Source organism: Nitrososphaerota archaeon, assembly GCA_027887005.1.
In the GTDB taxonomy this organism is placed as follows: domain Archaea; phylum Thermoproteota; class Nitrososphaeria; order Nitrososphaerales; family Gagatemarchaeaceae; genus UBA183.
This window is the reverse complement of record JAPCJI010000005.1, coordinates 1-17,388: the sequence shown is the minus strand read 5'-3', so window position 1 is coordinate 17,388 and position 17,388 is coordinate 1. Positions and strand designations below refer to the sequence as shown.

The 17,388-nt window shown below is 59.5% G+C and carries 22 protein-coding genes, 1 tRNA gene and 1 rRNA gene; 17 read left to right on the top strand and 7 right to left on the bottom strand.

Annotated features, from left to right (window positions below):
• Positions 1-37: 37 nt before the first annotated feature.
• Positions 38-694, top strand: a complete 657-nt coding sequence (pyrH, locus tag OK438_05095; GenBank protein ID MDA4124811.1) for a UMP kinase — start codon at positions 38-40, stop codon at positions 692-694.
• Positions 695-724: 30 nt separating this feature from the next.
• The gene (locus OK438_05090) at positions 725-1,699 is read left to right on the top strand and encodes a CNNM domain-containing protein (GenBank protein ID MDA4124810.1); all 975 of its coding nucleotides are present in this window, start codon (positions 725-727) and stop codon (positions 1,697-1,699) included.
• 10 nt (positions 1,700-1,709) lie between these two features.
• On the opposite strand, the gene OK438_05085 is transcribed toward OK438_05090, so the two are convergent.
• From OK438_05085 to OK438_05075, 3 genes are all read right to left on the bottom strand, one after another.
• Positions 1,710-2,546: an isocitrate lyase/phosphoenolpyruvate mutase family protein gene (locus tag OK438_05085; protein MDA4124809.1), complete on the bottom strand. Its 837-nt coding sequence runs from the start codon at positions 2,544-2,546 to the stop codon at positions 1,710-1,712.
• Positions 2,547-2,631: 85 nt separating this feature from the next.
• Complete coding sequence (locus OK438_05080) at positions 2,632-2,937, bottom strand: hypothetical protein (GenBank protein ID MDA4124808.1); 306 nt, start codon at positions 2,935-2,937, stop codon at positions 2,632-2,634.
• 4 nt (positions 2,938-2,941) lie between these two features.
• On the bottom strand, positions 2,942-3,307 hold the full coding sequence (locus OK438_05075; protein MDA4124807.1) for a hypothetical protein: 366 nt from the start codon (positions 3,305-3,307) through the stop codon (positions 2,942-2,944).
• A gap of 104 nt (positions 3,308-3,411) precedes the next feature.
• Between OK438_05075 and OK438_05070 the strand changes: the two genes are divergently transcribed.
• Entirely contained in the window at positions 3,412-4,257 is an 846-nt protein-coding gene (locus OK438_05070; protein ID MDA4124806.1) for a hypothetical protein, read from the top strand.
• A 163-nt stretch (positions 4,258-4,420) separates the two neighbouring features.
• Entirely contained in the window at positions 4,421-5,296 is an 876-nt protein-coding gene (locus tag OK438_05065; protein ID MDA4124805.1) for a hypothetical protein, read from the top strand.
• Positions 5,297-5,513: 217 nt separating this feature from the next.
• Here OK438_05065 and OK438_05060 read toward each other — a convergent pair.
• The 3 genes from OK438_05060 to OK438_05050 form a co-directional block, all read right to left on the bottom strand.
• Positions 5,514-5,622, bottom strand: a tRNA-Leu gene (locus OK438_05060).
• Between the two features lie 87 nt (positions 5,623-5,709).
• Entirely contained in the window at positions 5,710-5,910 is a 201-nt protein-coding gene (locus tag OK438_05055) for a hypothetical protein (GenBank protein MDA4124804.1), read from the bottom strand.
• An 85-nt stretch (positions 5,911-5,995) separates the two neighbouring features.
• A complete protein-coding gene (locus OK438_05050) occupies positions 5,996-6,403 on the bottom strand; it encodes a hypothetical protein (protein MDA4124803.1) in 408 nt (135 codons plus the stop codon).
• Positions 6,404-6,623: 220 nt separating this feature from the next.
• Between OK438_05050 and OK438_05045 the strand changes: the two genes are divergently transcribed.
• From OK438_05045 to tfb, 3 genes are all read left to right on the top strand, one after another.
• Positions 6,624-6,791 (top strand): hypothetical protein, encoded by a 168-nt coding sequence (locus OK438_05045; protein MDA4124802.1) that lies wholly within the window; start codon positions 6,624-6,626, stop codon positions 6,789-6,791.
• A gap of 74 nt (positions 6,792-6,865) precedes the next feature.
• Positions 6,866-7,951 carry a GTPase HflX gene (gene hflX, locus OK438_05040; GenBank protein ID MDA4124801.1) on the top strand — a complete coding sequence of 362 codons (1,086 nt, stop codon included), beginning with the start codon at positions 6,866-6,868 and terminating at the stop codon, positions 7,949-7,951.
• Between the two features lie 94 nt (positions 7,952-8,045).
• Positions 8,046-8,984 carry a transcription initiation factor IIB gene (tfb, locus tag OK438_05035; GenBank protein MDA4124800.1) on the top strand — a complete coding sequence of 313 codons (939 nt, stop codon included), beginning with the start codon at positions 8,046-8,048 and terminating at the stop codon, positions 8,982-8,984.
• A 43-nt stretch (positions 8,985-9,027) separates the two neighbouring features.
• On the opposite strand, the gene OK438_05030 is transcribed toward tfb, so the two are convergent.
• Positions 9,028-10,059, bottom strand: coding sequence for a phosphate uptake regulator PhoU (locus OK438_05030; protein MDA4124799.1), 1,032 nt, complete (start codon positions 10,057-10,059; stop codon positions 9,028-9,030).
• Between the two features lie 74 nt (positions 10,060-10,133).
• On the opposite strand from OK438_05030, the gene OK438_05025 reads away from it, so the two are divergent.
• From OK438_05025 to OK438_04980, 10 genes are all read left to right on the top strand, one after another.
• Complete coding sequence (locus OK438_05025) at positions 10,134-12,113, top strand: 2-oxoacid:ferredoxin oxidoreductase subunit alpha (GenBank protein MDA4124798.1); 1,980 nt, start codon at positions 10,134-10,136, stop codon at positions 12,111-12,113.
• Positions 12,103-13,071 carry a 2-oxoacid:ferredoxin oxidoreductase subunit beta gene (locus tag OK438_05020; GenBank protein ID MDA4124797.1) on the top strand — a complete coding sequence of 323 codons (969 nt, stop codon included), beginning with the start codon at positions 12,103-12,105 and terminating at the stop codon, positions 13,069-13,071. The genes OK438_05025 and OK438_05020 overlap by 11 nt, the downstream gene beginning before the upstream one ends.
• 39 nt (positions 13,072-13,110) lie before the next feature.
• Complete coding sequence (yjjX, locus tag OK438_05015) at positions 13,111-13,638, top strand: inosine/xanthosine triphosphatase (GenBank protein MDA4124796.1); 528 nt, start codon at positions 13,111-13,113, stop codon at positions 13,636-13,638.
• 34 nt (positions 13,639-13,672) lie between these two features.
• Positions 13,673-14,464 carry a BtpA/SgcQ family protein gene (locus tag OK438_05010; protein ID MDA4124795.1) on the top strand — a complete coding sequence of 264 codons (792 nt, stop codon included), beginning with the start codon at positions 13,673-13,675 and terminating at the stop codon, positions 14,462-14,464.
• Entirely contained in the window at positions 14,461-14,865 is a 405-nt protein-coding gene (locus tag OK438_05005; GenBank protein ID MDA4124794.1) for a winged helix-turn-helix domain-containing protein, read from the top strand. Before OK438_05010 ends, OK438_05005 begins: the two co-directional genes overlap by 4 nt.
• A gap of 29 nt (positions 14,866-14,894) precedes the next feature.
• Entirely contained in the window at positions 14,895-15,182 is a 288-nt protein-coding gene (locus OK438_05000) for a hypothetical protein (protein MDA4124793.1), read from the top strand.
• Positions 15,183-15,251: 69 nt separating this feature from the next.
• Positions 15,252-15,431, top strand: coding sequence for a DUF1059 domain-containing protein (locus OK438_04995; GenBank protein MDA4124792.1), 180 nt, complete (start codon positions 15,252-15,254; stop codon positions 15,429-15,431).
• 94 nt (positions 15,432-15,525) lie between these two features.
• Positions 15,526-15,747, top strand: coding sequence for a hypothetical protein (locus OK438_04990; GenBank protein ID MDA4124791.1), 222 nt, complete (start codon positions 15,526-15,528; stop codon positions 15,745-15,747).
• 8 nt (positions 15,748-15,755) lie between these two features.
• On the top strand, positions 15,756-16,316 hold the full coding sequence (locus OK438_04985) for a hypothetical protein (GenBank protein MDA4124790.1): 561 nt from the start codon (positions 15,756-15,758) through the stop codon (positions 16,314-16,316).
• Positions 16,317-16,672: 356 nt separating this feature from the next.
• Positions 16,673-17,388, top strand: a 16S ribosomal RNA gene (locus OK438_04980); the annotation flags it as partial.

Sequence of the window (17,388 nt, the reverse complement as noted above, 5' to 3'; positions counted from 1 at the left end):
TGAAACCGCGAAAGGGAGAGTTGACCAATTGAAGACAGTGCTCAGGATCGGTGGGTCGGTGCTGAAGTCTCCGCCCGACGCGAAGATCGTCGACGCCTACGCAGAGGTCGTCTCCGACCTGAACTACGAAGGGCACTCGGTCGCGGTGATTGTCGGGGGCGGCACAGTATCAAGGGAGTACATCAAGTCCGCAGAGCAGATGGGCCTGTCACCCTACCAACAGGACACCATCGCTATACACGCGTCAAGGCTGAACGCCCGCCTGGTGGCCATGAAGCTGGGCGGAGTAAGCTCGGTCCCCACGTCCATAGACGGCATGCTTCAGAGGCTCGCGAGGAACAGGGTGGCCGTGATGGGAGGACTGAAGCCGGGCATCACCACCGACACCGTGGCCGCGATGGTCGCCCAGAGGTGGAGGGCCGACCTCCTCGTCAAGGCCTCGGACAGAGACGGGATCTACACCGCAGACCCGCGGACCGACAAGAAGGCGAAGAAACTGGATCAGATCTCCTACGAGAAGGTCAAGGAGATCCTCGGCGGAGAGCACAGGCCCGGAATCCACAGCATCGTCGACCCGGTAGCCGTCAACCATCTCGTAGAGTCGAGGATCAGGCTGGTGGTCCTGAACGGGGCCGACCCCAAGGGAGTCCTGAAGGCCGTCCACGGCGAAAAGATAGGAACACTTGTCACCTGAAGGCGGTAGGCCGGGCAGAGGAATCTCCATTTGACCAGTCCAATCGTCTACATCGCCCTGGTGGCCGCTATCTTCGTCGCCTTCTGGTCATCCCTCATCGAGGCGACCTACCTGACGCTCCGCCCGTTCTCCCTGAGCTCCTCCATCGGCGGCGGCTCGAAGAAAGCGGCCCAGGCACTCGAAATCGTGAACGAGAAGACGAGGCTGGTAAGCGTGACCACGTTCATCGACACCGTCTCCAACGTCGTCCTTGCTACGACAATCGGTCTGGTATTGTCAGATTATTTCGGGCCCATCGGTTGGGTTTACAGCGCTGTCGCGGGCTCTTTCGTCATCATGACGCTCGTCTCCCTACTTCCCAAAGCCATCGGAATCGAGAACGCCCTGAGGATGTCGATACTGCTGGCCCCAACCTCAAAGGCGTTGACGAGCCTGTTGGCACCTATTGCGGTCCCTATGACAACCTTCGCACGGTGGCTTTCCGAAAGGCTGGTCGGCAAGCCTGGGTACAAGGAGGTGGACCTCGCCTCGGAGTTCGAGGACGTGGTGACAATGCTCGAGAAGGCCGGCCATATCGAACCTGACGCGGGCAGGCTCCTCAGAACTGCCTTGGCTTCCTCGAAGAACACGGCGATGGACGCCCTCACTCCGATCGAGGGCATAGTTTCGATAGAGAGCAGCGCGACAATACTTGACGCAGTGAAGGCCATGGGGAAGACCAACCATCCGAGGATGCCGGTCTACGACAGCAAGAAGAAGACATACGTAGGGGCGGTCACCTTCCGAACCATATCGAAGGCCATGGGCAGGGAGCTACTGGACGCCAACATCGGAAACTACATGATCCAGCCGGCCAGCGTCGACAAGGACGACGGCCTGGCCTCGGTCATGGAGAAGATGCAGGACTCTGGCACCACCATCGCCTTCGTGTTCGACGGCGAGCGCATGGTCGGCATGATCACCCTCTCCGACATCATCGAACAGATACTGGGCGTAAAGGTCTGAGAAGAGTCTTCTATTTCCTGGGAGACGCCAAGGAGTTCAATTCGTCGAAGCCGACCGCGCCCTCTACCAGAGTCTCATAGGTCCCTTTCTCCATGACCTCCTTGGCAGCACGCTTCAGCAGGCCCATCGTCGCGTAGGACGCGCTCGGACCGAAGCTCACTCTTGCGACCCCCAGCCTCACGAGCTCCGATATCGGCGGAAGCCCCTTCCTCACCATCACGTTGACCGGGAAATCTACCGCGTCCACAACTTCTTTTATCGAGGCGCCGTCGACGAGTCCCATCGGGTAGACGCAATCCGCACCGACATCTCTGTAGGCGACGCATCTTCTGATCGCCTCATTGAGCCTCGACCGTTCATCTCCGGGAGCGAATCTGTAGGCGTCTGTGCGGGCGTTAATCACGAACGGGACTTTCATTGACGAGCCGAGCGCTTTCAGGACCTTCAACTTCTCGACCTGCCTTTCAACGGGGACCAGTTCCTTGGATGCGTGAACGAAGTCTTCGATGTTTATCCCCACCGCTCCTGCCTGGACGACCTTCTCGACCATTGAGGACACCTGGTTGGGGGACTCGCCGAAACCCCCGACGACGTCAGCGCTCAGCGGCACAGTGAGCGTGCCCGCAATCCGCTTGATGGCAGAGAGGAACTCATCCTTGTCGATGACCTCCCCGTCAGGGTAGCCCAAAGAGACCATCATCCCCGCGCTCGACGTCGCGACTGCGGGGAACCCCGCCTCCTCGAACATCCGGGCGCTCGGCACGTCCCAGCCGTTGGGAAGTATCAGGATCCTACCCGATCGATGGAGATTCCTGAAAGTCTCTGCTTTCTCTGCTTGGTCCTTCAAGATGGCCTTGGGACTCATCTATCGAGTTAAACCTTCATTTCAGGGGCTCCTTCATGTCCCTGGAAATCAAGCCCCACCGGGCCAGCTACTTCGGTCTTCGCCTGTCCCTACTTAGATTGCCCATAAGGGGGCCGAGATAACTGTGGGCCTTCAGCACCTCATGAAGTCTCTGTCCTAGATTGGTCTTCACATATTGAACTCTCCCATCTTGCGTCTCCGCCCTAATCAGGTTGCATTGCGAGAGGTAGTCCACCCAGTCGTTCAGAATCGCTTCATTCCCAGCAATCCTGAGGAAATCCATCCGTTTCGCTCTGCCTGACCCTTCGTCTATCTTGTTTAGATATTGGAGAATCTTCTCGGAGACACGCGGGAGAGAGGACGACTCGTCCACCCCCTCAACTTAGTTTCTTGGCTGATTCGTATAGTTCGGAATACTTCTTTCGCAGTCCAGAGTATTTTGTTCGATATCGCACGCCCGTCAAGGATGTCAGGGCTCCAACCCCTAGCATGAAGCCCGCTATCAGTCCAAGACCGGTGGACAGAGTGAACCCCACTTCGCGCGTGGTGAGCGACCCCCACACGAATAGCGGCACGAGAGCGAATGCCACAAGAGCAAAACCAAACGACATCCGTGAAGCGGACTTCCAAAGCGAGACTCCCTCGAGCAAGTCCAGCAGCATGTCCTTCACGTCCCTCTTCAACACGCCATAGACCTCGGCCAAATCCTCGAATTTCTCTTCGTCGACGCTTTGTTCGGTCACGAATGCCAGGATATCACTCCGCTGATTTATGTGATGCGGATGTTACCTTGGCCTAACGTCTGGACAATCTGTTAAGTATTCTCTGGGTGTCTGCAAGGTCCAGCTTGAATCCGCTCCCGGCAATCCTGCAGCTGGTCTCGCCGAACACGGGGCCGAGTCTCGAGAACCTCGTCTTTGATCCCACGTACTATGGATTGACGGCCCTGATTATCATTGTCGCAGTGGCTGCCGCCGTATTCGGCCTCAGAATGAGGATCAAATTCACCGACCACGGACTGAGGACTCGAGCCACCGGCACAGGACTGGCTGCCTTTGGCTTTGCGATGATCTTCGTCGCCACGACTTCCTTTTTGGCACTCGACAGGGCCGCCCTGCTCGGAGGTTTCCTCTATCAACAGGCGCAATTCGTAGTTGTGTACGTCGGGGCAGCGATGATGCTCTATGGAGTGACCAGGACTGTGTTTCCTGAGGCGGACGCCGGCTTGGAGACTCAGCGCGCCGATCGCGAGAAAAGATTTCTGGCAGCTCTATGGATTGCATTCGTGGTTTCCGTTGTAATAGCTCTCACGTACTTGTTCAACCCGTCAACATACACCGTGACCGTTTCGGGAGGAACGCAACGCGTAGCCCAAGAGGGGATATTCTACCTTCCGCCCTTCGTCATCTTTGTTGCAGGTGCGGTGGGCTTGCCTGTCTTCGCTCTGAGGCACAGGGATTCCTCGATCCGAAGGCACGCGATTTGGTTCGGCCTGTTCTTCGTTCTGGAGCTCTTTGGAGTCCTTAGAGAATCCACGCTGATACCGTCCGCTGGCGACCCATTCGTAGACCTCCTCGTGGCCTTCATCCCGTTCACTGCTGGAGGGTTCTGCCTTTTCGCGAGTGCCCTTAGCCTGCGTCCGACCGGGCTTCCCCCCTCGAACCAGGTTGCGGCCGGCTCTGGGTTAGCCTAGAACACTCTTCAGTTAATCGACTTACCCGCAAAGAACACCAGATGTCTCAAGTGCGGAAACATGAAGGCCAAATCGTCCAACTCACCAAAAACTGCTAGGCTATATCCGCCCAAGATACTCCAAAGGCATATCTTCATCCAAGTCTGACCAAGGGGGTAAGAGGATGAAGGCAAGCGAATTCGCAATAGCGTTCGTCATTATCTTGGTGGCTGCCTCAGTGATAGGAGGAATGCTATACTACTTCAGGAATGCTCCTGCGACCCAGACGGTTAGCGAGACAACCCCGAACGCAAGAGCGACTACGTATTCGACAGAGGGATTCCAAGAAACAGGAAGCGTATCTTCGGTAGATTCAGGGGGAGGACACTATTCAATTCCAAGTGTCGCGTTTGGAAATCCGCTATTGATAGAACTGACCTCCAGCCAACTTTCTCTGGTTCAATACGGGGAGGACTTTGAGGTCAGAGTGACATACACTCCATCGCAACAAACGATGCTTGAGGCGATGGGGAAGGTTATCGACGTATCCTCTAACGGGGGTTGCCCGACCCCGAGTTTTGTCTATTTCCCACAGCCGTGCACCTCCGTTGCTCTACTGGATGCGAATGTCTCGAACACCATACCCGGCGCTTGGAACCCGAAGGTGGGGGGTCAAGTAGTCCTTTCCTTGGCACCCGAAACTTCGACTCCGTTGATTGCCATAACGGGAATCCAATCCAGTGTTTCAACCACCGAGTCTACAGTGGGATTTGTTAGCCCCGCATGCCTTGCACAAACTATCATCTATGGAACGGGCGCCGGATACATCTGTGTCTTCAAAGCCTCAGGACAAGCCTTGATGATAGGACTCACGTATTCCCACCCGCAACCTTCTAATTCACTTCCTCTTGTTTCTATTACTGAGAGCGATTCTGGTTTCTCGGTCTCCAGTTTCCAAACCACCTATTCGATCTACGGTGATGGTATGGAAACACTAACTCTCACATTGCCCACCACAGATTTCATCGGGAACATTCACCTGCATTTCATATTCTCTTGATGTTTTTCCGTCCAACACCACCAAAACTGCCTGGTTCAAATCCGGCCGACCGGTGACATCATCCATGAGTCGGAATGGTAGCCGACCTTTAACCCCTAACGTTTGCGTATACACACTGAACGCACAATCATCTCAAATCCCACCGTGCCCTCTATGACCGCCTGAAAATCCGAGAGTTGGCCTTGGGTCTTGGCAAGATTCCTTACGGCCGTAAGGATGCGGGGGGTGGGATTTGAACCCACGAACCCCTAAGGGACGGGATTTCCCTTCCGAAGCATGGCTGGATCTTGAGTCCCGCACCGTTGACCAGGCTTGGTTACCCCCGCGCCGAAGGGTCCAGCTCCGGTTCCGATAAAGAAGCTATTGTCCGAAAAGGACCTCGCACGATCGGCCCAACGAAGAAGTTCTCCACTCTAGGATTCGGTGCGCTTCCGCCTTGGTTTGTTTTCCTGCGCCTTCTTCTCTACCCTCTTCCCGATCCAGGCTTCGTAGGCATCCTTCTCGTTCGGCACGACTCGCCTGCCCTTCTCGGGCTGCGTCGCCTGGGTCTTCAGCCACCCTTCATAGACATCGACCGGGAGCTTCGTCTTCTCAATCCTGGATGACTCTCTCAATTCCTCTCAACCTCCACCACGGCCTCCTTCCGTATAAGCTCGACGAGGCAGATGAGGCAACTCTTCGGACTAGCTGGCGCAGTTCTCAGTGGCCGGCATCATGCATCGCTTCCTTCATGGCCTCGACCTTCTCCTTCATCAGCGCGAGGGCCTCTCCGAGCTTCCTGCACCCTTCCTCCTCTCGCGAAAGCGCCGCCTCAAGGTCGCTTATCTTGCTCGGAGCGCTTTCGAGGTCTCGTGTTATCTGTCCAAGCGGGGAGTAGTCCAGCCTCCTCGGCATCCCTGAGAAGAGTTCCCGCTGCACCTGGTTCATCTCGCTCATCTTCCTCTCGTCGGTGGCCGCGAGCCAGGAGACCTCCCTTCCTGCCCTCAGACTTTCGTAGAGCTGGTCCTGGAGGCTGACGTAGGCTTCCCAGTACTTCATCCACGCCTCGTTGAACGAATCGAAGATCTCCTTCAGCTTCTCATCGCGGACCCTCGAAGTCGAAGACATTACATCGAAAACCCCAGAATCCCCACTAATATGGTTTGGACGTGCCCTTATTAGGGCCGAGAAAACGAACCATCCGTGAACCAACTACAACCAGAGTCGTGCGTAACCCATCGAATCAGGCTCCAGCAGGACGGCGACTCCACCCACCTCATCTGCCCAGTCTGCGCACAATTGAGCAACCAAGAGATGCAACGAAGAAGGTCCAGAAGGCGTTAGTTCCATGAGAGCATCCAGCCAGCAGCCGCAGCAGTCCCAGAAGCTCCCACAACGGCTCCCCCAGGTCTGCCCGAAGTGCGGGTTAGTCGCACACCTGTACAGGACGCCACGGGGCCTAAGATGCGGAGATTGCGTCAGGACCATGGACTCCTCCGGCCTTGGCTTCAGGTAACGGCCACGGGTCCCAGCGGACGCATCCTTAGAAACCCGCACAGCGCGAGGCCAGACTGAGAGTTCTACATGCCCTTGAAAGCCACGATAGTCACTTACCCCGACGAGTTCTCCAAAAGAGAGGTCCAGGAATTGGCCAAGGCCGCTGGCTACTCGGTCGAGGCGGTCCTGACCCAGAAGCAGATAATCAAGTCCGGCTACGGGGTCGGGGTAGGAAAGGCCGCCGAGCTCTTCGAGCTCGTCAGCGACAACGGGTCCGACACCCTGATCATAGACGAGACCCTCAGCTCGTCCCAGGCGAACAACCTCGCCAAGGTGACCCACGTGGAAGTGATCGACCGGGAAAGGCTCATCCTCAATATATTCGCCCTCCGGGCCGCGACCACCGAAGCCAAGCTCCAGGTCCAGCTCGCGGAGCTCCGCTATGAAATGCCCCGGGCGAGAGACGTCGTGCGCTTCTCGGTGAAGGGCGAAAGGGCGGGGTTCTCAGGCATGGGGGAGACCGCCGTCGACATCAAGTTCAGGGCCCTCAGGAACAGGATGGTGACCATCAGGGCCAAGCTCGCCAGCGCCCGTTCTAACAGGGTGACCCAGAGGAAGGAGAGGCTGAGGATGGGGGACCCGCTCGTCTCCTTCGCAGGCTACACCAGCAGCGGAAAGACCACCCTCTTCAACAGGCTCGCCTCCGAGACCAAAGAGGAGTCCCCCAAGCTCTTCACGACCCTCACCACGACGACCCGCGCCATAACGAGGCCCGGCTCGAAGGGGAAGGTCATGCTCTCGGACACCGTGGGTTTCATCTCAAGGCTCCCCACCTACCTTGTCGAGTCGTTCAAGTCGACCCTGGAGGAGCTCACCTACGCCGACCTAGTGCTCCTCGTGGTGGACGCGAGCGAAGACCCCGAGAGCGTCGCCATCAAACTCGGGAGCTGCAAGGACATCCTGGGTCAGCTGGAAGTCGACCCGAACAAGGTCCTCCTGGTCCTCAACAAGGTGGACCTGGCCCAGGGCCGGGTCAGCGCCATCCCTGCGGATGGCCTCTATGAGGGGTTCTCGACTGTCGCCACCTCGGCCACACGGGGGGACGGCATGAGACAGCTGAGGAACAGGATATTCGAACTGACCAGAGAGAAGGCCCGGGCCCTGAAAACAGCCTCCTAGGAGCCCGCCAGACCTGAAAACGAGGTTCGCCCTTTATATATAAGTGGCTCGGAACATCATTAGAAATATCCGTATTTCGCCTTATTGGTTTAACATGTCAAACAGCACAAACTTTTCGCGGCTCCTCAAGCAGGAGAGGAGTTCGGACAAGTGCCCCAGGTGTGGGAAGAACCGCATGGTCATAGACGGCACTGGGTCGGAACTGTACTGCAGCGACTGCGGGCTGGTTGTCAAGGAGAAGATCATAGACTCAGGTCCCGAGTGGAGGTCCTTCTCCAGCGACGAAAAGGGGGACCGCAGCAGGGCCGGAATCCCCACATCGATCGCCATCCACGACATGGGGCTGGCCACGGTCATCGGAGGCCTCAACAAGGACGCTTCTGGCAGGTCACTCTCCGGGTCCATGAAGTCGACTGTGGAGAGGCTCCGGACCTGGGACAGAAGGAGCCAGGCCCACGAGTCCACCGACAGGAACCTACGTCAGGCCTTCAGCGAACTGCGCAGGTTCTCGGACAAGCTCACGGTCTCAGAAGCGGTCACTGAGAAGGCCGCGTACTTCTACAGGAAGGCTCTCGAAAGGAACCTCGTCAGGGGCAGGTCCATCACTGCGATCATCGCGGCTTCCCTCTACGCCGCCTGCAGGGACTGCGAAGTCCCGCGGACTCTGAAGGACATCGCCGCCGTCAGCAACGTGAAGAAGAAGGACCTCGCCAGGTCCTACAGGCTCCTGCACAGGGAGATGGACTTCAAGATGCCCGTGGCCGAAGCCACCAGGTGCGTCTCAGGCATCGCCTCCAGGGCGAAGATGTCTGAGAAAACCCAGAGGAGGGCCCGGGAGATTCTGCTTAGGGCCAAACAGATAGGGATTTCGGCGGGAAAGGACCCCATGGGACTCGCAGCTTCAGCTCTCTACGTCGCCTGCACCCTTGAGGGCGAGGAGAAAACTCAGAAGGACGTCGCCGAGGCGGCGGGCGTGACCGAAGTCACAATCAGGAACAGGTACAAAGGCCTCCGCGAGGCTCTCGGAATCTAGGGCCCGCCAAACACCTCAGACAACCTACGCCGAACCCCGTCTTCTAGTGCTGAATCGTTGCCACTCGGCTGCTCTTCCTCAACAGCCTGTGTGAAGCGATCTCGATGATGATGTTGCAATACCGCGCCAGTTGGGCGAACTGCGACGCCAGCACCCTCGCATAGCCGTACTCCCCAGAATCCAGCATCTCGCGCGTGATCTCCCTTTCCATCCTGAGGGTCTCCTCCACCAGGGCCGAGGACCTTCCGATGGTCCTGATGTCCGGAGTGAGCAGGCCCTCCACAGTCGTGTTGAACGCTTCCCCCGCCTTCTCTGCCAGTTTCCGTATGCCCTCGACCACATCCGCGTCCATCTTAGTCCCCTTCCCCCTTAGCCGGGCGAGCTCCTCGGCCACGTCTAGGATGATCCCGCCGATCTCGTCCAGGGTCTTGGCGCTGACCCTGTCTCCCGACGCGTGCAGCGGTGATTCGATCCCTATCTCCGCCGAAAGCTCCCTCCTATTCAGGGCGACCAGCAGCTGCCTGACAATGAGCCAGTAGAGTTCGTCTATCTCGTCCTGGACCCTCTTCACGTCGTTGAGGCTCCCCGTGTTCTTCAGGTCCAGGGCCTCCACCACGTTCTCTAGGCTCCTGGAGACGAGGATCTGAAGCCTCTTGATCAGCGAATCGACCGGGAACTTCGTCGGGTCGGTGAAGCTCTGGGCGACGATGTGCCTGTCGTCCGACTCCACCACTTCGAGTCCCCGAAGGCGCTTGACCGTCTCGAGGGCCTTGTCCGCCCTCGTCCTCCCGAGGGGCTCTCCGCTCGCGACCTCTATGGTGTCGTAGCCCAGCGCATAGCACCCGATGATGAGCTTCGTGAGCATCTCATCATCCTGCACCAGGTCCGCCTTGATCGTGGCCCTGCTCGACTTCTCCGCGCTGGTCGCAGGTATCAGCCTGAGGGTCCCGTCCGCATCCTCCCTGAAGAGCAGGCTGTCCCCCTGCTTGAGGTTCAGGTCCTTCGCGAACTCGCTCGGTATGGAGACCGACAGCGTCGAGTACCCGACCTTCTGCACCTTCCTTAGCTGGTCCAATGTCTCCACCTATGGTATTTACTATATATACTATAGTCTTAAACGACAACCTTACCAGTTAGGCCCAGGTCAGTATGAAGAGGACCGATTTCTCATGGATGATCGGCGGAGTTCAGGGCAGCGGTGTAGACACCTCAGCCAACGTCTTCGCCAGGGCCGCGGCGGGCGGAGGCCTTTCCGTCTTCGGCAACAGGGAGTATTATTCTAACATCAAAGGGGAGCACAGCTACTTCCGGGTCAGGGTCTCCAAGGACCTGGTCAGGTCCCACGTCGACACCGTCGACATGCTCGCGACCTTCGAGGAGGAGACGATATTCAGGCACGCCCTCGAGGTCAGGAGCGAAGGCGCGATAATCTACGACCCGGACCAGGACACAAAACGCCTCGACGGGGTGCCGACCATCGAAGCCCCCGTGGAGAAGCTGCTCCTAGACGAGCTCGGCAAGGCCGGTCTCTCCGCCGACGTCAAGGGTATCCTCGAACTCGCCCGGAGGAGGGGGGTCCACGTCTATCCAATCCGCTACAACGACCTGCTCAAGGCCGTGGGGGCTAAGTTCGGCGAGACCTCCCTCAGCACCCTCCAGAGGATGCTCAACGTCATGGCCGTCGCCGCCTCCTTCGCACTGATGTCCTACGACCAGAATCTGGTAAAGGACGCCATAAGGAAGCAGTTCAGGTCCAAGCCCAAGGTGGGCGAGATGAACGCCCACGCCGTCGAGGCGGTCTACGATTTCGTGACCGAGAAGTACGCCGGGAGCTTCGCCTACAAGCTGGAGCCGGCGAAGTCCGAAGGAGTGCGGCTCTTCGTCAGGGGCAACTCCACCGTCGCCCTGGCCAAGGAGCTCGCCGGCTGCAGGCTCCAGACCTACTACCCGATTACCCCTGCCAGCGACGAGAGCGAGTTCCTCGAAGGCCACGCTGAAATGGACCTCGACGGTTCAGCTTCCCAGGATAATCCACAGGTGGCCGAGGTCGCCGCCATGAAGACCAAGGGCAACATCGCCGTTGTCCAGTCCGAGGACGAGATAGCCGCAGTGACCATGGCAATCGGCGGAGGCCTCGCCGGCGTCAGGTCCTCCACGTCCACGTCGGGGCCGGGCTTCTCCCTGATGGCCGAAGGGCTCGGATACGCCGGGATGAACGAGGTCCCCATAGTCGTCACGCTTTACTCCAGAGGCGGCCCCAGCACCGGGCTCCCGACCCGCCACGAGCAGGGAGACCTCAGGTTCGCCCTCCACGCAGGCCACGGCGAGTTCCCGAGGATCGTCCTCGCCAGCGGCGACCTGGAGGAGTCATTCTACGACACTGTCAGGGCGTTCAACTACTCCGAGCGCTACCAGACACCGGTCATCCACATGGTGGACAAGGCCCTCGCCAACTCCGACGCCACCATGCCCATGTTCGACGTGAACAGGGTCAAGATCGACAGGGGGCTCTTCGTCAAAGGCCCGATCACGGACGCGGTCAGCGGCGAGTTCAGGCGCTTCGCGCCGACCCCCAACGGCATCTCCCCGCGCCCCCCCGTGGGCACAAAGGGAGGGGTCTACTGGCACACAGGGGACGAGCACGACGAGCTGGGGCACATCAGCGAGGACCCTACCAACCGTGACCTGATGATGGAGAAGAGGATGGGCAAGCTGGACGTCGCCGCCAGGGAGATCCCCCTCGAAGACAAGGTCAACTTCTTCGGCCCCGAGGACGCCGCCATCACAATCGTCAGCTGGGGCTCCACCAAGGGAGCGATCCTCGACGCCATGGACTGGCTGAAGGCAGACGGCATCACGGTCAACTTCCTCCAGGTCAGGCTGGTCAACCCCTTCCCCACCGAGTACGTCGCGAAGGTCCTCTCCAAGGCGAAGATGGTGGTCGGCGTCGAGATGAACTACTCTGGCCAGCTCGTCGGCATAGTCCGAGAAAGGACCTGCATCCCCGTCGAACAGCTCGTCGTCAAGTACAACGGAAGGCCCATGTCCTCCGAGGAGATATACGACGCAATCAAGATGATTTCAGAAGGAAAGGCCCCGAAAAAACTGGTTTTGACCCATGGCACTTAAGCTCTCAGACCTGAAGACGACGGCCCACAACGACTGGTGCCCCGGCTGCGGAGACTTCGGCATCCTCAACGCCGTCCAGATGGCCCTGGCCGAGATGAACGTCGACCCCTCCAGCACCGTCGTGGTCTCCGGCGTCGGCTGCTCCTCCAAGGCCCCCCACTTCATCAAGACCTACGGGGTCCACACCCTCCACGGCAGGCCCCTCCCCTTCGCCACAGGGATCAAACTCGCCAACCCCAACCTCGAGGTGGTGGTCGAAGGAGGGGACGGAGACGGCCTGGGCATCGGAGCCGGCCACTTCGTCAACTCCGGGAGGCGCAACCTCGACATGCTCTACATCGTGCACGACAACGAGGTCTACGGCCTGACCAAGGGGCAGGCGTCCCCGACCATGGGCCTGGGCATGAAGACGAAGTCCCTCCCCCTCCCCAACATCAACCAGGGGATCAACCCGCTCCTTCTCGCCATCGCCTCGGGCTACACCTTCGTGGCCAGAGGCTACTCCTACGACGTCCGCCACCTGAAGGACCTGATAATCAAAGGGATACGACACAAGGGCTTCGCCTTCCTGGACGTCCTCCAGCCCTGCCCCACCTACAACGACATCCAGACGAAAGAGTACTGGGCCGGAGAAGGGAACCTGGACGCCAGCGGGAAGAACCAGCCCCGGACCTACAAGCTCGAGGAGACCGGATACGACGGCGTCGTCCACAACCCGAAGGAGGAGGAAATGGAGCAGAAGGTCCAGCAGGCCGTCCTGAAGACCTTCGAGTTCGGGGACCACACCCCCATAGGAGTCTTCTACCAGAACGAGTTCGTCCCCACCTACGGCGACCGCCTCACGGCGAGGATGCCCTCCTACAAGACCAACCCCCCCGCCTCCCAGGAGATCTCCCACGAGGACGGCACCCCCTTGACCAACATCCAGAAGCTCCTCGACGAGCTGCGCGTGTCCTAGATATCCACGGTTAATACCACAGACAGGTCTGAAACCAGCGTGATAGTCGCCGTCGGCACCAAGAACCCGGCCAAGCTCGAGGGGGTGAAGAAGGCCTTCGCGAGATACTTCCCCGACGTCCAGCTCCGCCCCGTCGACGCCTCCTCCGTGGCCAAGGCCCAGCCCACCGGGCTCGACGAGATGACCAGCGGGGCCATCGCCAGGGCCAGGTACGCCCTCTCCCAGGTCGGGGGGGACTTCGGGGTCGGCGTCGAGGCCGGCATCTTCACCATAGGAGACGTGTACTTCGACCACCAACAGGCCGCCGTCGTGGGGCCCTCGGGCAAGGCCTCCCTGGGCCACTCGGCTGGCTACATGCTCCCGAAGAAGGCCATGGAGGACCTGATCAGAGACGGCAAGGAGCTCGAGCGCTGGGCCGAGGCGCTCAGCGGCATAGACCAGGTGGGGGACAAGGGGGGTCTGATCCGATACCTCACCGACGGGCAGATGGACCGGGCCGAGCTCACCGAGCAGTGCGTCATCACCGCGCTCGTCCCCTGGCTCCACAAAGACGTCTACGGATTTTGAAATCCTTTAATCGCCGCCGACGGCCGAACCCATCGTGAGGTTCGGGCAACTCTTCCCGAGGAAGCCCATCATCGGCATGGTCCACATGCCTCCTCTCCCGGGGTCCCCCGACAGCAGGATGTCCATGAAGGAGCTCACAGAGTTCGCGCTCTCCGAAGCGGACAAGCTCGAGGCCGCCGGCTTGGACGCCTGCATCGTCGAGAACGTCGGAGACGTCCCGCTCTTCAAGGAAAACCTCCCCCCCTACAGCGTGGCCGCTATGGCCAACGTGACCCGGGAGGTCGTTAGGCACACGAAGATGAAGGTGGGGGTCAACATGCTCCGCAACGCCTGCGAGGAAGCCCTGTCTGTGGCCCATGTCTCCGGCGCCCAGTTCATCCGCTGCAACATCCTCATCGGCGCCTACGCCACGGACCAGGGGATAATCGAGGGGTGCGCCGCCAGGGTGGCCCGGCTGAAGAAGATGCTTGACTCGGACGTGCTGGTCTTCGGGGACGTCCATGTCAAACATGCTTACCCGATATTCAACGTCGAGATAGAATACGCGGCCCAGGACCTCGCCGAGAGGGGAGGCGCCGACGCCGTCATCGTCTCCGGACCCCGCAGCCCCGTCCCGCCCTCCTTCGAGCGGGTCAAGAAGGTGAGGGACGTGATAGAGAAGCCCGTCCTCATCGGGAGCGGCATCAGCCTGTCCAACGTCAGGCAGTTCTACCAGAAGTCAGACGGGATAATCATCGGGGAGCCGGACTTCAAGGTCAAGGGCGTATGGGGGGGCCCTAGCGACGAGAAGGCCTACGCCAGGGCGGTCAGGGTGTGCAGGCCATGAGCTGGAACCTTCTTCCGGCGTTGCAATCGCTGTTCGTCCGCTGGGCATCGGTCCGCCTCCGCAGGGCCTCCGGCGAGCCCGCCGGCGCGGGTCCGGCACCACTCCCCGACCCTTCGTTCAGGAGGATGATGGTCTACGTCTTCGTGGGGAGCCGCGGAGGCCAGAATAGGGTCAAGATCGTCGAGATGCTGAAGGGAGAGCCGGCCAACCCCAACAAGATTTCGGAGAAGCTCGGCCTGGACTACAAGACCGTCCAGCACCACATCAAGCTCCTCGAGCAGAACCAGGTCATCGTCGCCAGCTCGAAGGGGACCTACGGGGCAGTCTACTTCCTCACTCCATACTTCGAGAAGTACTTCGAATCGATAAGGTCAATGTGGGCAAGATTTGGGCAAAGTTAGATATAGAATGAAGGGGTCAGAAGACTGAGATGGCATTCGACATATTCTGGATGAACGTCGCCGCCGTCTTCGCCTTCCTGAACGTGGCGTTCGTCCTCCTTCTCATCGGCCTCTACTTCCAGAGCTGGCGCAGGCTCCGCTCCTCCCTCAGCGTAGCGCTCCTGAGCTTCGCAGTCTTCTTCCTCGTCCAGAACGGGGTCATAATCGTCTTCTGGTACGTCTTCTACTCGGCTGTAGCCGCAGCGCCCTACCTCGTTGCCATCAACGCCATGGAGACCTTCGCCCTCGCGAACCTCCTCAGGATCACCTGGCGCTGACCCAGCCCACCCGAAGATTTGGGCAAGATTTGGGCAAAGTGCTAATTAGCTTCGGGCGAAATTCAATCCATGACTGGTTTCTCAGCCGACCTGAAGCAGGTCTGCGGCTGCAGCTGGGCAGCGACTGGCTCCTCCTCGGACGAAGTGACCAAGAAGGTGGTGTGGCACGCGAAGGAGACCCACGGTATGAACGAAGTCCCTGCCGAGATAGCCCAGAAGCTGCACGACGCCATGCGTCCAGTGATGTAAGTTTTCCCGGGAGGCGCGAGCCTCCCCTTTCTTCTTATTCCGAAGGCCCCACATGACAAAGCATATGGCAGACCCATGGCGCCCTGTCCTCGCTTTGCCAAAGTCCAGGGGCCTCCTGCAGTCCGCCTCCAAGGTTGTCATCCTCCTCTTCCTGGGGGTGGCCGCCCTGCTGCTCACCACCTCGATCTTCATGCTGGTCTTCGTCCCCCTCGTGGGCGCCTACATCTGGGACGCCAACGACAAGCTCAAGGTCCTCGAAGCACGTCTCGCGATGCTGGAGAAGCCTGCTCAAGCGACCAAACCCGAACAAGCCTAGGAACGCCGATGACGAGCCAAAACCCCGCCGCCAAGCATGGCCTCGCCTTCCTCACTCTCCTCTCCTTCCTCGCCAGCTTCCTCGCCGCCAGGGCCTTCACCACCCTGACCCCGGCCACAGTGGTGGTCACCGGGGGCATCCACTTCCACCACTTCTGGTACGGCCTCATCATGGTGGTCGCCGCTGGATGGCTCGCCATAGTCACCGACCACCCAGAGCTCGACCGCATCTACGCCATAGTCTTCGGCCTCGGGGGAGGGCTCATCGGGGACGAGGTCGGCCTCCTGCTCACCCTCGGCGATTACCAGTCCGAGCTGACCTACGTCTTCTTCGTGGGCATCCTCTCCTTCGCAGGTCTGTCGTACCTCATCCTGCGCTACCGGGAGCAGCTCGCGAAGGACGTCGTATCGCTAGGTAGAGGGGAAAGGCTGCTTCACTTCGGAATCTTCATCGCCGGGGTCTCATCGGTGGCCTGGGCCTTCGGCCAGTTCGCGCCTGCTTCGGTGGTGCTCGTCTTCGGCCTAGTCCTCGTTTCGCTGGGCCTCGTGGTCCATCGAAGGAAAGCCTAGCCGCACCAATCTTCTGCCAGCCCCTCCGGGAGGCCTTCATCCCGCCCGCCCCCGCACGGTCGCCCCCGCCCCTTGCTTCGCACCTGAGAATTCCCGCACGATACCCGAGACTTGGCTTGCCTGAAGGGTGTCGATTTAACACGGGAATGCATATATACGAACCCAAAACCCTCGGCCAATTTGCGCATTAATTGGCGGCGTCTGCCTTGAGCATAAAGGGCATAGCCCCAACGCAATGAGAATGCACGACCTCCAGGTGCGCGTACAATAGTGGAGATCTAACGTCATTAGTTAGATCTGACATGGGTTGTGCTTTACACCTCGCAGAAATGCGTGGTCGTACTCCTCGATAATCGACTCCGGTTGATCCTGCCGGACCCGACTGCTATCGGATTGGGATTTAGCCATGTTAGTTGTGCGTTCTCTGGCTACAGGGGACGCAGCGTACGGCTCAGTAACACGTAGTCAACCTGCCCTGGAGACGCGGACAAACCCGGGAAACTGGGGCTAATCCGCGATAGATGACCTCATCTGGAAGGAGAGGTCGTCCAAAAGGCGGCACGGGTATGCTCCGTGCCTTTCGCTCCAGGATGGGACTGCGGCCGATCAGGCTGTTGGCGGGGTAATGGCCCACCAAACCTGTAACCGGTACGGGCTTTGAGAGAAGGAGCCCGGAGATGGACACTGAGACAAGGGTCCAGGCCCTACGGGGCGCATCAGGCGCGAAAACTTCGCAATGCGCGAAAGCGTGACGAGGCTAGTCCGAGTGCTTCCTGCTAAAGGGAGCTTTTCTCGGCTGTAAATAAGCCGGGGAATAAGGGGAGGGCAAGTCTGGTGTCAGCCGCCGCGGTAATACCAGCTCCTCGAGTGGTCGGGACGATTATTGGGCCTAAAGCACCCGTAGCCGGTTCAGTAAGTCCTCTGTCAAATCCAGCCGCTCAACGGCTGGCCCGCAGAGGATACTGCTAGACTAGGAGGCGGGAGAGGCGGACGGTACTCCGCGTGTAGGGGTAAAATCCTTTGATCCGCGGAAGACCACCAGTGGCGAAGGCGGTCCGCCAGAACGCGCTCG

What these genes read in the sequence shown, in the direction of transcription:
- OK438_05005 (MDA4124794.1), top strand. Translation starts at nt 14,461, where the DNA reads ATGAGCTGGAACCTTCTTCCGGCGTTGCAATCGCTGTTCGTCCGCTGG.
- OK438_04995 (MDA4124792.1), top strand. Translation starts at nt 15,252, where the DNA reads ATGACTGGTTTCTCAGCCGACCTGAAGCAGGTCTGCGGCTGCAGCTGG.
- OK438_05065 (MDA4124805.1), top strand. Translation starts at nt 4,421, where the DNA reads ATGAAGGCAAGCGAATTCGCAATAGCGTTCGTCATTATCTTGGTGGCT.
- OK438_05025 (MDA4124798.1), top strand. Translation starts at nt 10,134, where the DNA reads ATGAAGAGGACCGATTTCTCATGGATGATCGGCGGAGTTCAGGGCAGC.
- OK438_05000 (MDA4124793.1), top strand. Translation starts at nt 14,895, where the DNA reads ATGGCATTCGACATATTCTGGATGAACGTCGCCGCCGTCTTCGCCTTC.
- OK438_05020 (MDA4124797.1), top strand. Translation starts at nt 12,103, where the DNA reads ATGGCACTTAAGCTCTCAGACCTGAAGACGACGGCCCACAACGACTGG.
- OK438_04985 (MDA4124790.1), top strand. Translation starts at nt 15,756, where the DNA reads ATGACGAGCCAAAACCCCGCCGCCAAGCATGGCCTCGCCTTCCTCACT.
- OK438_05050 (MDA4124803.1), bottom strand. Translation starts at nt 6,403, where the DNA reads ATGTCTTCGACTTCGAGGGTCCGCGATGAGAAGCTGAAGGAGATCTTC.
- tfb (MDA4124800.1), top strand. Translation starts at nt 8,046, where the DNA reads ATGTCAAACAGCACAAACTTTTCGCGGCTCCTCAAGCAGGAGAGGAGT.
- OK438_05045 (MDA4124802.1), top strand. Translation starts at nt 6,624, where the DNA reads ATGAGAGCATCCAGCCAGCAGCCGCAGCAGTCCCAGAAGCTCCCACAA.